The 12,850-nt window shown below is 64.7% G+C and carries 13 protein-coding genes; 8 read left to right on the forward strand and 5 right to left on the reverse strand.

Annotated features, from left to right (window positions below; all coding sequences use genetic code 11):
• Nucleotides 1–8 precede the first annotated feature (8 nt).
• On the forward strand, nucleotides 9–962 hold the full coding sequence (ligD, locus tag NY08_RS21970) for a non-homologous end-joining DNA ligase (RefSeq protein ID WP_045198788.1): 954 nt from the start codon (nucleotides 9–11) through the stop codon (nucleotides 960–962).
• A 67-nt stretch (nucleotides 963–1,029) separates the two neighbouring features.
• On the opposite strand, the gene argG is transcribed toward ligD, so the two are convergent.
• Nucleotides 1,030–2,445 carry an argininosuccinate synthase gene (argG, locus tag NY08_RS21975; RefSeq protein WP_045198790.1) on the reverse strand — a complete coding sequence of 472 codons (1,416 nt, stop codon included), beginning with the start codon at nucleotides 2,443–2,445 and terminating at the stop codon, nucleotides 1,030–1,032.
• 19 nt (nucleotides 2,446–2,464) lie between these two features.
• Nucleotides 2,465–3,172, reverse strand: coding sequence for a FadR/GntR family transcriptional regulator (locus tag NY08_RS21980; RefSeq protein WP_045198792.1), 708 nt, complete (start codon nucleotides 3,170–3,172; stop codon nucleotides 2,465–2,467).
• A 99-nt stretch (nucleotides 3,173–3,271) separates the two neighbouring features.
• Here NY08_RS21980 and aspA point away from each other — a divergent pair, with 99 nt between their 5' ends.
• Genes aspA through NY08_RS21995 form a run of 3 tightly spaced genes read left to right on the forward strand, consistent with a single transcriptional unit; the run spans nucleotide 3,272 to nucleotide 7,068 of the window.
• Complete coding sequence (gene aspA, locus NY08_RS21985) at nucleotides 3,272–4,711, forward strand: aspartate ammonia-lyase (protein ID WP_032393800.1); 1,440 nt, start codon at nucleotides 3,272–3,274, stop codon at nucleotides 4,709–4,711.
• Nucleotides 4,712–4,715: 4 nt separating this feature from the next.
• Entirely contained in the window at nucleotides 4,716–6,155 is a 1,440-nt protein-coding gene (locus NY08_RS21990; protein ID WP_045198795.1) for an amino acid permease, read from the forward strand.
• A complete protein-coding gene (locus NY08_RS21995) occupies nucleotides 6,148–7,068 on the forward strand; it encodes an asparaginase (protein WP_230596608.1) in 921 nt (306 codons plus the stop codon). The genes NY08_RS21990 and NY08_RS21995 overlap by 8 nt, the downstream gene beginning before the upstream one ends.
• A 54-nt stretch (nucleotides 7,069–7,122) precedes the next feature.
• On the opposite strand, the gene NY08_RS22000 is transcribed toward NY08_RS21995, so the two are convergent.
• The gene (locus NY08_RS22000) at nucleotides 7,123–7,929 is read right to left on the reverse strand and encodes an MOSC domain-containing protein (RefSeq protein ID WP_045198797.1); all 807 of its coding nucleotides are present in this window, start codon (nucleotides 7,927–7,929) and stop codon (nucleotides 7,123–7,125) included.
• Between the two features lie 21 nt (nucleotides 7,930–7,950).
• Between NY08_RS22000 and NY08_RS22005 the strand changes: the two genes are divergently transcribed.
• Nucleotides 7,951–8,523, forward strand: coding sequence for an isochorismatase family protein (locus NY08_RS22005; RefSeq protein ID WP_045198798.1), 573 nt, complete (start codon nucleotides 7,951–7,953; stop codon nucleotides 8,521–8,523).
• Here the strand turns inward: NY08_RS22005 and NY08_RS22010 are convergent.
• Nucleotides 8,520–9,122, reverse strand: coding sequence for a hypothetical protein (locus tag NY08_RS22010; RefSeq protein WP_032394139.1), 603 nt, complete (start codon nucleotides 9,120–9,122; stop codon nucleotides 8,520–8,522). The genes NY08_RS22005 and NY08_RS22010 overlap by 4 nt on opposite strands.
• A gap of 60 nt (nucleotides 9,123–9,182) precedes the next feature.
• On the opposite strand from NY08_RS22010, the gene NY08_RS22015 reads away from it, so the two are divergent.
• Together NY08_RS22015 and NY08_RS26145 are read left to right on the forward strand one after the other, a co-directional pair.
• Nucleotides 9,183–10,589, forward strand: a complete 1,407-nt coding sequence (locus tag NY08_RS22015) for a glucose-6-phosphate dehydrogenase (protein ID WP_045200952.1) — start codon at nucleotides 9,183–9,185, stop codon at nucleotides 10,587–10,589.
• Between the two features lie 157 nt (nucleotides 10,590–10,746).
• Nucleotides 10,747–10,902, forward strand: coding sequence for a hypothetical protein (locus tag NY08_RS26145; protein ID WP_155290781.1), 156 nt, complete (start codon nucleotides 10,747–10,749; stop codon nucleotides 10,900–10,902).
• Nucleotides 10,903–10,959: 57 nt separating this feature from the next.
• Here the strand turns inward: NY08_RS26145 and NY08_RS22020 are convergent, their stop codons facing one another.
• Entirely contained in the window at nucleotides 10,960–11,163 is a 204-nt protein-coding gene (locus NY08_RS22020; RefSeq protein ID WP_032393804.1) for a PspC domain-containing protein, read from the reverse strand.
• Between the two features lie 298 nt (nucleotides 11,164–11,461).
• Here NY08_RS22020 and ppk2 point away from each other — a divergent pair, with 298 nt between their 5' ends.
• On the forward strand, nucleotides 11,462–12,406 hold the full coding sequence (gene ppk2, locus NY08_RS22025; RefSeq protein WP_032393805.1) for a polyphosphate kinase 2: 945 nt from the start codon (nucleotides 11,462–11,464) through the stop codon (nucleotides 12,404–12,406).
• The last annotated feature ends 444 nt before the right edge of the window (nucleotides 12,407–12,850 follow it).

Genomic DNA, 12,850 nt, shown 5'->3' on the forward strand with positions numbered 1-12,850 from the left:
TCGACCTCATGGCCAGTAGCTCTCCGTCGATCGAGTTACCGGTCGGTGACCGCATCGTCCGCATCTCCAACCCCGAGCGTGTGTACTTCCCCGAAAGCGGAGCCACCAAGCTGGATTTGGTGAACTACTACCTGAGCGTGGGCGACGGCATCGTGCGGGCGCTTCGGGAGCGCCCGTGCATGATGCATCGCTTTCCCAAGGGACTGGCCGGTGACAAGGTGCACCAGAAGCGGGTGCCGAACGGCGCGCCGCCGTGGCTCGAGACCGTGCAGGTGACGTTTCCCCGCTACAACCGCACCGCGGACGAGCTGTGCGTGACCGAACTGGCGCACGTGGCCTGGGCGGTGCAGATGTCGACCGTGGAGTTCCATCCGTGGAACAGCCGCCGCGCCGACGTCGAGATGCCCGACGAGTGGCGCATCGACCTCGATCCGATGCCCGACTGTTCCTTCGACCGGGTCCGACGTGTCGCCGGGGTCGTTCAGGAGGTGCTGGGAGATCTGGGGGCCGTCGGCTGGCCCAAGACCTCCGGTGGGCACGGTCTGCACATCTACGTGCGCATCGACCCGGCTTACGGGTTCAAGGACTTGCGGAGGGCTGCACTGGCTTTCGCGCGTGAGGTCGAGCGCCGCGCACCCGAGGACGTGACGACGACGTGGTGGCGCAAGGACCGCGACCCGTCGAAACTGTTCGTCGACTACAACCAGAACGCCCGCGATCACACCATCGCCAGCGCGTATTCGGTGCGCGGGAATCAGCAGGCGACGGTGTCGACGCCGATTTCGTGGGACGAGGTTGCCGACGTCGATCCGCGCGAGTTCACGATGTTCACGGTGCCGGCCAGATTCGCCGAGTTGGGGGACCTGCACGCGGGCATCGACGATGCGGTGTTCGCGATCGACGAGCTACTCGAATGGGCGGAGCGCGACGAGCACGAGGGTTTGACGGAGCCCGAGGAGTAGCCGAACTCGAAGTTGTGGACGGAAATCGGCGGAAATCCGTCCATAACTTCGAGTTCGGCGGCAAAAATCAGTCGGTGCCGGACTCGATGGCGGCGTGGTCGAGTGCCGAGGAGTCCACGGAACCGTCGGGGCCGCTGGCGGCGATGGCGTCGGCACCGCCTGCGGGCAGTTCGCCGATCAGTTCGCCCCAGGCCGTGAGTTGGTTCTGCGCGGCGTATTGCTCGAGCTTGCTGCGTGAATCGGCGATGTCGAGGTTGCGCATCGTGAGTTGACCGATGCGGTCGCCGGGGAAGAACGCCTGGCCCTGGCTGCGTTCCATGGACAGCTTCTCGGGGTGGTAGCTGAAGTTGCTGCCCTGGGTATCGACGATCGTGAAGTCCTGGCCGCGGCGCAGTCGCAGTGTCACGCTGCCGCTGACGACGTTGCCGACCCACCGCTGCAGGCCCTCGCGCAGCATCAGTGCCTGCGGATCGAACCAGCGTCCCTCGTACAGCAGACGGCCGAGTCGACGGCCTTCGTTGTGGTACGAGGCGACGGTGTCCTCGTTGTGGATGGCGTTGACGAGGCGCTCGTAGGTGATGTGCAGCAGTGCCATTCCTGGAGCCTCGTAGATGCCGCGGCTCTTGGCTTCGATGATGCGGTTCTCGATCTGATCGCTCATGCCGAGGCCGTGGCGCCCACCGATTGCGTTGGCTTCCATGACCAGGTCGACGGGGCTGTCGAAGCTCTTGCCGTTGATCCGGACCGGTCGACCCCGCTCGAACTCGACGGTGACCTCCTCGGGCGCGATGTCCACCTCGGGGTCCCAGAACCGAACACCCATGATGGGGCTGACGATCTCGAGTGACGTGTCGAGGTATTCGAGCTTCTTCGCCTCGTGGGTGGCGCCCCAGATGTTGGCGTCGGTGGAGTAGGCCTTCTCTGCCGAGTCACGGTAGGGGAGCGTGCGCTGGGTGAGCCACTGCGACATCTCGTGCCGACCGCCGAGCTCGGCGACGAACGCCTCGTCGAGCCAGGGCTTGTAGATCCGCAGCTGCGGGTTGGCGAGCAGGCCGTAACGGTAGAACCGCTCGATGTCGTTGCCCTTGTACGTCGATCCGTCGCCCCAGATCGAGACGCCGTCCTCGGCCATCGCGCGCACCAGCATGGTGCCGGTGACTGCGCGGCCGAGCGGGGTGGTGTTGAAGTACGTCTGCAGTGACGAGCGAATGTGGAACGCGCCGCAGGTCAGTGCCGCCAAACCCTCCTCGACGAGCGGCTCACGGCAGTCGATGAGCCGTGCCTGCTCGGCCCCGTAGGCCAGGCCGCGCTCGGGCACATCGGACAGGTCAGGCTCGTCATACTGGCCGATGTCGGCTGTGTACGCGTAGGGGATCGCCCCGTGCTCGCGCATCCACGCGACAGCCACCGAGGTGTCGAGACCGCCGGAGAATGCAATGCCGATTCGTTCGCCGACCGGGAGAGAGTTCAATACCTTCGTCACGGCAAGCAGCCTAGTAGTACTACCGATCGGCCCGATCGGCGAGCGACTCCACGGCACCCCGGACGGCATCGAGATGCGCGGTCATGGCGCGGGCTGCGGCGTCGTACTCGCCCGATCGGATGCCGTCGACGATGGCGTCGTGTTCGACGTTGGACTGCTGCTGCCGATGTGCGACGAGGTTGAGGGTCTCCGATTGCCGCGTCAGGGCATCCCGGATGTCGACGATGATCGCCTCGAACACGCGATTCTTGCTCGCCCGCGCGATCGCGGTGTGGAACTGCGCGTCCAACAGAACCCAGGCCTCGTGGTCGTCCTCCGAACGCATCTCGTCCGCCAGGCCGGCGAGCACCGCCAACTCTTCGTCGGTGCGTCGCTCCGCGGCCCAGCCGGCGGCGGGAATCTCCACGTGAGGGCGGGCCTCCATGAGTTCGCGGGCCGCGTAGTTGCCGATGTCGAGGTCGTTGCCGACGCGGTCGCGAATCACGAACGTGCCGAGACCGGTCTTGGTCTCGGTGAGGCCGAGGGCATGGCAGGAGCGCAGTGCCTCGCGGATGACGGAGCGGCTGACGCTGTGCCGAGCGGCAAGGGCCGCCTCGGACGGCAACTTCTGGCCGACGGGGAGCTCGCCCGACGCGATGGCCGCGCGCAGGTCTGCGAACACCGCCTCGGCCGCGCTCATCCGGGCATTCGTGGGCGCACTGACTGCCCAGCTGTCCGACAGGTTCATGACGTGATCCTAGCGTGGGGTTGACCGATGAGGTGTTCTGCGCCACACTCTACCTGTCAGACAGCCGGACAGCTGGACACCCTCACCTAGGAGCGCACCGTGGCCGATACCCGCATCGAGAAGGATCTTCTCGGGGAACGCGAAATCCCGAACAGCGTGTATTGGGGAATCCACACCCTGCGCGCCCTCGAGAACTTCCCCATCACCGGGCGTCCGATCTCCACCAATGCGCACCTCGTTCGCGGACTCGCCGCAGTGAAGTGGGCCGCCGCGTCGGCCAATCAGGATCTCGGAATTCTCGACGCCACCCGCGGGGAAGCGATCCGTACGGCGTGTCAGGAAATTCTCGACGGTCAGTGGCACGAGGAGTTCGTCGTCGACGTCATCCAGGGTGGCGCGGGCACCTCGACCAACATGAACGCCAACGAGGTCATCGCCAACCGCGCCCTGGAAATTCTCGGGCACCCGCACGGCGACTACAGCATGCTGCACCCCAACGAGCACGTGAACGCGTCGCAGTCCACCAACGACGTGTACCCGACGTCGGTCAACATCGCGACCGTCTTCGCCGTGCACGAGCTGATCGCCTCGATGAAGGTGTTGCGAGACTCGTTCGGCCGCAAGGCAACCGAGTTCGCCACCGTCGTCAAGATGGGCCGCACGCAGCTGCAGGATGCAGTGCCGATGACCCTCGGCCAGGAGTTCGGTACCTACGCGGTCATGATCGACGAGGACTGCTCGCGACTCGAGGAAGCGGCACTGCTGGTGCACGAGATCAACCTCGGAGCCACCGCCATCGGCACCGGACTGAACGCTCCCGCCGGCTACACCGAATCGGCCGTCGCACATCTGCGGACCATCACCGGTCTGCCTCTGGTGACCGCGACGGATCTGATCGAGGCAACGCAGGACGTCGGTCAGTTCGTGCACCTGTCCGGCGTTCTCAAGCGCGTCGCGGTGAAGCTGTCGAAGATCTGCAACGACCTCCGGCTGTTGTCCTCCGGGCCACGCGCGGGCTTCAACGAGATCAATCTGCCTCCGATGCAGGCGGGTTCGTCGATCATGCCCGGCAAGGTCAACCCCGTCATTCCCGAGGTTCTCAATCAGGTCGCCTACGAGGTGATCGGTCACGACGTCACCATCACCATGGCGGCAGAGGCGGGACAGTTGCAGCTCAACGCATTCGAGCCGATCATCGTCAAGTCCCTGTCCGACGGCATGGCGCACCTGAGCGCCGCATGCCGAACCGTCGCGCATCGGTGTGTCGACGGCATCACCGCCAACGTCGACCTGCTGCGTGAGCGCGTGGAGAACTCCATCGGCCTGATCACCGCGCTGAGCCCGTATCTCGGATACGTGGAATCGACTGCTATTGCCCAGGAGGCGTTGGTCAGTGGTCGAAACGTGGTCGACCTCGTTCTCGAGAAGGGTCTGTTGGCCCGGGACGAACTGGATCGACTCCTGAGCCCCGAGCACCTCGCGAATCTGCGGGTGGCTCCCACCGAGCATTCCGTTGCTCCCGAGACGTCGACGAGGTAACGCGATGAGTACAGAGAAGAGGAGTGTCGACACCGCCAAGGCCTTCAGTGAAGAAGACCTGGGCTACCGGAAAGAGCTGGCCCCTCGCCAGATCCAGATGATCGCCATCGGCGGCGCGATCGGCACCGGACTGTTCATGGGCGCGGGCGGGCGACTGCGCGACGCCGGACCTGCCCTGGTTCTGGTGTACGCGCTGTGCGGATTCTTCGCCTTCCTGATTCTGCGCGCACTGGGTGAACTGGTGATGCACCGCCCGTCGTCGGGATCCTTCGTCTCGTATTCGCGCGAATTCTTCGGCGAGAAAGTCGCTTTCGCGGCCGGCTGGCTGTACTGGATGAACTGGGCGATGACAGCGGTGGTCGACGTGACGGCCGTGGCGCTCTACATGAACTTCTTCAAGAAATACTGGGCTCCACTCGGCAACGTCGATCAATGGGTCTTCGCGCTCGCAGGCCTGGTGCTCGTGCTCGGGCTGAACCTGGTGTCGGTCAAGGTGTTCGGTGAGCTGGAGTTCTGGTTCGCGCTCATCAAGGTCGTCGCACTGGTGACTTTCTTGGCCATCGGCACCTATTACGTCATCTTCGGCACTCCCATCGACGGACAAGAGCCGGGTCTGAGCGTGCTCACCGACAACGGCGGGCTGATTCCCAACGGACTGCTGCCTGCCATCGTGGTGATCCAGGGAGTGGTGTTCGCCTACGCCTCGATCGAGCTGGTCGGCACGGCGGCCGGTGAGACGCAGAATCCCGAGAAGGTGATACCGAAGGCGATCAACACCGTCATCATCCGTATCGTCGTGTTCTACGTCGGCTCGGTGCTGCTGCTGTCACTGCTGTTGCCGTACACCGCCTATCGGGCCGGTGAGAGTCCGTTCGTGACGTTCTTCGGAGCGATCGACGTCGAAGGCGCGGACGCGATCATGAACCTCGTCGTCCTCACCGCAGCGTTGTCCTCCCTCAATGCCGGGCTGTACTCGACCGGACGCATCCTGCATTCGATGGCGGTCGCCGGCTCGGCCCCCTCGTTCGCCGCGCGGATGAACAAGTCGGGTGTGCCGTACGGCGGCATCGCACTGACGTCGGTGGTGACGCTGCTCGGCGTCGTGCTCAACGCCGTGGTTCCGGCGCAGGCATTCGAGATCGTGCTGAACCTTGCTGCTCTGGGCATCATCAGCGCCTGGGCCGTCATCGTGGCGTGTCAGTTGAAGTTCTGGTCGCTGTCGAGAACCGGTGCGGTCACCCGACCTGCGTTCAAGCTCTTCGGTGCCCCGTACACCGGATACGCAACGCTAGGCTTCCTGGCGTGTGTACTCGTGCTGATGGCCTTCGACAAACCGGTCGGTACCTGGACGGTGGCGTCGATCCTGCTCATCGCGCCGATGCTCGTCGGAGGATGGTTTCTGTGCCGCAAGCGAATTCGAGAGGTGGCGGCGCGCAGTGACTGAGGAGTGGAGCCTGCAGGAACGACCGGAGAGCGCCGAGCATGTCGCCTTGTTGACCACAGGCGGCACGATTGCCAGCAGTCGCGACGAGCACGGTGTCTCTCGTCCGGTCGCCGGCATCGGGGTCGATGTCGACGGTGTTCGGGTGCACGAGGTGATGTCGAAGGACAGCTCGGCGTTGGACTTCGCCGATCTCGACACCATTCGCACTGCGGTCGCGGACGCGCTGGCCGAGGACGGATGCGCCGGAGTGGTGGTGTTGCACGGCACCGACACCATGGAGGAGTCGGCGCTCTACGTCGATCTGTTCCACGACGACGAACGTCCGGTGGTGTTCACCGGTGCACAGCGCACGGCCGATCATCCAGATCCGGACGGCCCGAGCAACATCGCCGCGGCGGTGGCGGCCGCGCAGTCCGAGCCCGGTGTTCTGATCGCGTTCGGCGGTCGCTTGCTGCCGGCGCGCGGCGCGATCAAGAAGCACACCACCGAACTCGATGCCTTTCGGTCGGCGGCGCTGCCTCGGCCGAAACCCCTGCAGTGGAAGCCCATTGCCGGGATTCGCGTCGACATCGTCGCCCTCTATCCCGGGGCCGACGGACTGCAGATCGACACGTGCCGCGAGGCCGGGGCGTCGGGCATCGTGCTCGAGGCGACGGGTTCGGGCAACACCAACGCCCGCGTCGTGCATGCGGTGAAGGAGGCAGTGGCCGCCGGGGTGCACGTGGTGGTAACGACGCGGGTTCCGTTCGGCGAGACCTCGCCGACGTACGGCGGCGGTGGGGGTGGCCACGATCTCCTCGATGCGGGTGCGGTGTTCTCCCGCGAACTGCGGGCGGGGCAGGCGCGGATCCAGTTGGCGGCGCTGATTGCCACCGGAGCGAGTGACGTGGTTGTCCACAATTCCTTCGCGTGAGCGGAAACCCGCCCACGGAACCGAAAAGTGGACACTCAGCACACCACAGCCGAGCTACAGCTCCGACTCGCCCCAACTCGCGACGTGTAGCTCGTCCCCGACGGTCACCGTGCCGTCCTGCACCACCGAGAACTTCGACCCGAAAGCGACGCCCTTCTGCCGACCGCGGCGGTAGTCGCCGAGCGTGCGCAGCGGTTCCGGACCGGTGCGTACACCGGTGGACTGCTCGACCGTGGTGACGGCGCAGCGGATGGCGAGTTTGGTGTAGGCCAATCGCGCCCCGCCGATGGTCACCTCCCGCACCTCGTCTTCCCGGTGCGGGGAGTCCCAGCCGTCGACGACGATGTTGGGGCGGAAGCGATCCATCGGCAGCGGGACGTCGAGGCGGGAATTTAGCCCGGCCAAGGTGGCGGTCGAGAGGATGTGCACCGCAGAGCTGTCGGCGAATTGTGCTGATCCTGGCCGGGTTCCATCGGTGACGCGGTCGAGGTCGCGCGGTGCGGCGACGAGGCGTGACGGTTCTCCGATGACGTCGGTGAGCCAGTCGGCGACGTCGTCGCCCTGATCGATCCCGCGCATCGGGCTGCGGAACATCGTGATGTCTCGCGCCTCGGAATCGCGGTCCACCGACACGGTCACCGAGCCGGACGTGTCGTGCTCGAGCGTCAACGTTCCGTCGCCCACCGAACAGCGGACGACCGCGAGCACGGGGTCGGTGCGTTGACTGCGGAATGCGCCGTCCGCATCGACGATCATGAACGATCGATCGTGTTCGAGGCCGGTGGCACTCACCTGGGCCGCATCGAGCACGGCACCGGCACATCCTTTGACGGGGTAGGTCACCAGAGACGACACGCGCACCCGTCGAGGATACTGGGATCCATGACTCGTGCTCTGTTGGTAGTGGATGTGCAGAACGACTTCACCGAGGGCGGCGCGCTTGCGGTGACCGGCGGCGCGGAAGTCGCGCGCAGGATCAGCGCGTACCTCGCGCGCCACGGTGACGAGTACGACCTCGTGGTCTCCTCGCGAGATTGGCACGACGCGGAAGGCGACAACGGCGGGCACTTCGCCACCGACGCCGCCCCGGACTTCGTCACCACGTGGCCGGTGCACTGCGTCGCGGGCACCGTCGGAGCCGAGTATCACCCGGATTACGCGACCGGTTCGGTGGACGTCCACGTCTACAAGGGGCAGGGCAAACCGTCGTACTCGGCGTTCGAGGGTGTCACCGACGACGGGACGTCCCTCGCCGAGATACTCACCGCCAACGAGGTCACCGACATCGACGTCGTCGGGCTTGCGACCGACTACTGCGTTCTGGCTTCGGCGAAAGACGCTGTGGCCGAGAAGCTCGACGTCCGTGTTCTCACGGACCTCGTCGCGGGAGTTGCGCCGGAGTCGTCGGCCGCTGCCCTCGACGATCTGCGGGCGTCCGGCGCCGTGGTGGTCTAACTGTCGATCGTCGTGGTGATGGATGTGACCGACGGTGCCGCCGGGGTGCTGCCGAATCCGAAGGTCACCGGGGGAGTGACCGGGGTCAGTGAACCGAGGTCCTCGCCCTGCCACGAGGCCTGCACGTCGGTGACGCGGTGTTGGTGCCTGGCACCGTAGTACTCACGTCGGCCCCCGCCCGCGCTGCCGCGGGTGCGGACTCCGCGCAGTATCACTCGGGCGATGGGATCGCTGATCGCGCAGAACCACGGTGCTGTCGACACCACGTCGGGGACGAGGCTCAGCGCGCGGCCGAGCACGGTGGGTCCGGCAACGCGGATTCTCACGGACAGGTCACCCGCTGTCACCGACCGCCAACCGTCCTGCTGAGCGGTGAATGTCACCGGTACGAGTTCGGTGGCGTCGAAGGTGTATGTGGCGGTGACGAATTCCCGAACGTCCTCGTCGGGCGCGACGAGCAGGCGTCTGCCGTCCGCGAATTGGATCATGACGTCGGTGAATTCGCCCAGCGGCGATCGCGTCCAATGCCCGACGACGATGCGCACGCCGGACGTTGTGCCTACCCCGTAGATCTCACCGTGAAACCGTGATCTGGTCATCATGCACTCTCACTCGTCGGCACTGTGCGCGCCCAAACTGTGCGGTGCATAGTGGAGGTCATGGCGTCCTCGCAACCCACTGTATTCGTCCTTTTCGGCGCAACCGGAGACCTCGCGAAGCGAATGGTCCTGCCGTCGTTCTACCAACTCCATCTCGAAGGCCTGCTCCCGGAGAAATGGGTCCTGATCGGCAACGGCCGCAAGGACACCTCCGACGACGAGTTCCGCGATCACGTACGCAGCGTTCTCGACGAATTCGCCGAGAACGTGGCCGAGGACGATTGGACGACGTTCTCCGAGCGAATCCGCTTCGCGGGCAACGGCTTCACCGTCGACGATCCCGGTAAGTTGCCCGAGGTCGTCGCGGACGCGAAGAAAGACGTCGGCGACGACGCCCAGCTGGTGCATTACATCGCTCTGCCGCCGAGCACCTTCGTCGACTACACGAAGGCCTTGGGAGCACACGATCTGGCCGACGGCTCCCGGGTGGTCTACGAAAAGCCCTTCGGTACCTCGCAGAGCAACTTCGAGGAACTCGACAAGGCCGTGCACGAGGTGGTCGAGGAAAACCAGGTCTATCGCATCGATCACTTCCTCGGCAAGGAGGCGACGCAGAACCTCCACGTGCTGCGGTTCGCGAACGGCATGATCAGCGGAATCTGGAACTCCGAACACGTCACGCAGGTTCAGATCGACGTCCCCGAGACGCTCGACATCGACGACCGCGCCGAGTTCTACGACGCCACCGGTGCCGTGTTGGACATGCTCGTCACCCACCTGTTCCAGGTCGCCGCGGAGGTCGCGATGGAGCCGCCCGCATCGCTGAAGGCCGAGGATCTGCAATCGGCGCGTGAGACCGTGATCGGGCGGTTCCGGCCGCTGGACACCGGCGAGGTGGTACTCGGTCAGTACGACGGCTACCGCGATGTCGAGGGCGTCGCCGACGATTCGAAGGTCGACACGTTCGTCGCGGCGAAGTTGTGGGTCGACACCGACCGGTGGCGCGGAGTCCCGTTTCTGCTCCGCACCGGAAAGATGTTGGGCGTGAGCCAGCAGCGCGTGTCGTTGGTGTTCGGTAAACCGGCCGACAGTCCGCTCACCGAACTGCCCGAGGACGGCACTGTGCTCTCGCTCGACCTCTCGGGTGACGGCAGCATCGACATCGCCGTGACGGTCAAGGAACCGGGCCCGGATTTCGATCTGTCGGTGGGGCATCTGACGCTGCCGCTGAAGTCGGTGCCCGACGCCGAGCCGCTGAGCCCGTACGCGCGCTTGATCCTCGATGTGCTCAGTGGAGACCGGTCGTTGTTCACCAGGCCGGACGGTCTGGCGCACGTCTGGGACGTCGCCGCCCCGTTGCTGAGCAACCCGCCCGAGGTGAAGAGCTACGCGCCCGGTTCGATGGGACCCGCCGAGGCCGACGAGCTCGCCGGACCGTGCGGCTGGTTGATCACCGGACAGGAGTAGTTCGCGCGCAACCGCGCGGAAGTTTTTTCCGGCAACAAACGGGGAGTGGGACTTTTTCGGGCAAACGGCGGATCGGACAGAACGGGCGCGTTATATTTCTGCCGCCCGGTCCAATCTTCAACCAGGCCTCGTCGTTTCTCCGAAAGGTGCTCACTCCATGCTTCTCGATCTCATCACCGGTCTGCTCGGCGGCGGCACCGAAGGCGGCGGCCTCGGCGGAATCATCACCGACGGCATCGCTGCAGGCATCTCCGACGCGATCACCGAACTCTTCACCGGAAGCGCCGAAGGACTCTCCAGCGTCGCCGAGTAGTCGGTCGCGGGGCCCCGGACCTGTTGTCGAGGTCCGGGGCTTCGTCGCGTTCGGGCTTCATCGGAGCGGCATCAACATCAACGCCGCGAGGTAGATCAGCACGACGGTGCCGCCGGTCAGGACTGCGCCGGCAACGGTCGCGAGTCGGACGATGTTGACGTCCCAGCCGAAATATTCGGCAACTCCGCCGCATACACCTCCCATCATCTTCTGCGAACTCGACCTGGTGAACTCTCTGGGGGAACCGCTCTCGAATGTCATGCTGAAAAGTCTGCATCAGCAACACCTTTCGGCGCATCGGGGATTTCACCCATATCGACCCCGACAAACGAACGGTCCGAAAACGGCGCTCGAACAAGATCGTCGACTTTTCCGGGTAGACCCCTGGACCTACCGCTGTGACGGCCGATACGGTCGCACGAGATCGGCGAGTTCACGAGCAGGCACTACCCGGTCCGTCCCCCTTGCGGACCGGGTAGTGCCTGCGGTGAAACCGGATGCATCGGGTGTTCACCGAACCGACATGGATCGGTCACCGATGAGCACTAACTTTCGGCCCATGACCGACAACGATCTCCGCAACGGAACGGCTGCGCGTACCAACCTGAGCGACCTGCTCGACATCACGACAGCCGTGGATCTTGCCGACACGTCGGGCTTCACCGTCGACGACTCCGATGACGATGATCCGGTACTGCTGACCGTCCCCGACGGCCACGTCGTCGACACCTGGCGCGAGAACTACCCGTACGACGAGCGTATGACGCGTGCCGAGTACGAACTGGAGAAGCGTCTTCTGCAGATCGAACTCCTCAAGTTGCAGATGTGGACCAAGGAGACCGGGCGACGGCACGTCATCATCTTCGAGGGCCGAGATGCCGCCGGTAAGGGCGGCACGATCAAGCGATTCATGGAACATCTCAACCCGCGCGGTGCCAGCGTGGTCGCGCTGGAGAAGCCGTCGGCTCGTGAGTCGACCGAGTGGTACTTTCAGCGCTACATCGCACATCTGCCCGCGGCCGGGGAGATCGTCATGTTCGACAGGTCCTGGTACAACCGGGCGGGCGTCGAGCGGGTCATGGGGTTCTGCACCGACGAGCAGCACGCTCAGTTCGTTCGGCAGGCACCGCTGTTCGAGCAGATGCTCGTCGACGAGGGCATCAGCTTGACCAAGTTCTGGTTCTCGGTGTCGCAGCACGAGCAACGCACCCGCTTCGCCATCCGGCAGGTCGACCCGGTACGGCAATGGAAGCTCTCGCCCATGGACCTTGCCTCGCTGGACAAGTGGGATGCCTACACCGCGGCGAAGGAGGAGAACTTCCGTGCCACCGACACCGATGTCGCGCCGTGGACGGTCGTCAAGAGCAACGACAAGAAGCGGGCTCGCATCAACGCCATGCGCTTCGTGCTCAACAAATTCGACTACGCGAACAAGGATTCCGAAATAGTCGGTGAAACAGACCCTCTGCTCGTGGGGCGCGCGAAAGACGTGATCGGCGAGTAGTTTTGCCGCGTAGTATGGTGCAATCTCCGGTAAGTCGTTGCGGTAGTGGATCTTCGATGTCTCGAGTTGGTACCGGGCTATGCACCGTCATCGTCGGTGCGGTAGGAACGAACGAGGTCGTATTGCCTACGGCTGTCCTTGCACACGAGTAACAGGAGTTCTCATGGGTTCAGCAGCGCAGTTCATCTCCGACATCGCCACCGGCGTCTACGACGGCATCGTCGACGCGATCGTCGATCAGATCGTCGGCGTGCTGACGTCGGGTAGCGCGGCGTAGTTCGTCCGTGTCGACCGTGGCCGTGACCGTTCGTCGGGGGCGGCCACGGTCGGTACCGTCACCGTTTTGTGACACCGCACCAAGATTTTCGACTTTTACTGTTGTTTCCGTGTACAAACCGAGACCGACTGCGGTACAAATCTTCTTGCAGAGATCATCGCGTGACA

The sequence above is a fragment of the Rhodococcus sp. B7740 genome (assembly GCF_000954115.1).
Lineage (GTDB): Bacteria > Actinomycetota > Actinomycetes > Mycobacteriales > Mycobacteriaceae > Rhodococcoides.

Excerpts from the sequence above, each read along its gene's own strand:
- NY08_RS22015 (WP_045200952.1), top strand. The coding sequence starts at position 9,183 with ATGGCGTCCTCGCAACCCACTGTATTCGTCCTTTTCGGCGCAACCGGA.
- NY08_RS21990 (WP_045198795.1), top strand. The coding sequence starts at position 4,716 with ATGAGTACAGAGAAGAGGAGTGTCGACACCGCCAAGGCCTTCAGTGAA.
- NY08_RS22010 (WP_032394139.1), bottom strand. The coding sequence starts at position 9,122 with ATGACCAGATCACGGTTTCACGGTGAGATCTACGGGGTAGGCACAACG.
- ppk2 (WP_032393805.1), top strand. The coding sequence starts at position 11,462 with ATGACCGACAACGATCTCCGCAACGGAACGGCTGCGCGTACCAACCTG.
- NY08_RS22005 (WP_045198798.1), top strand. The coding sequence starts at position 7,951 with ATGACTCGTGCTCTGTTGGTAGTGGATGTGCAGAACGACTTCACCGAG.
- ligD (WP_045198788.1), top strand. The coding sequence starts at position 9 with ATGGCCAGTAGCTCTCCGTCGATCGAGTTACCGGTCGGTGACCGCATC.
- NY08_RS26145 (WP_155290781.1), top strand. The coding sequence starts at position 10,747 with ATGCTTCTCGATCTCATCACCGGTCTGCTCGGCGGCGGCACCGAAGGC.
- NY08_RS22020 (WP_032393804.1), bottom strand. The coding sequence starts at position 11,163 with ATGACATTCGAGAGCGGTTCCCCCAGAGAGTTCACCAGGTCGAGTTCG.
- NY08_RS21980 (WP_045198792.1), bottom strand. The coding sequence starts at position 3,172 with ATGAACCTGTCGGACAGCTGGGCAGTCAGTGCGCCCACGAATGCCCGG.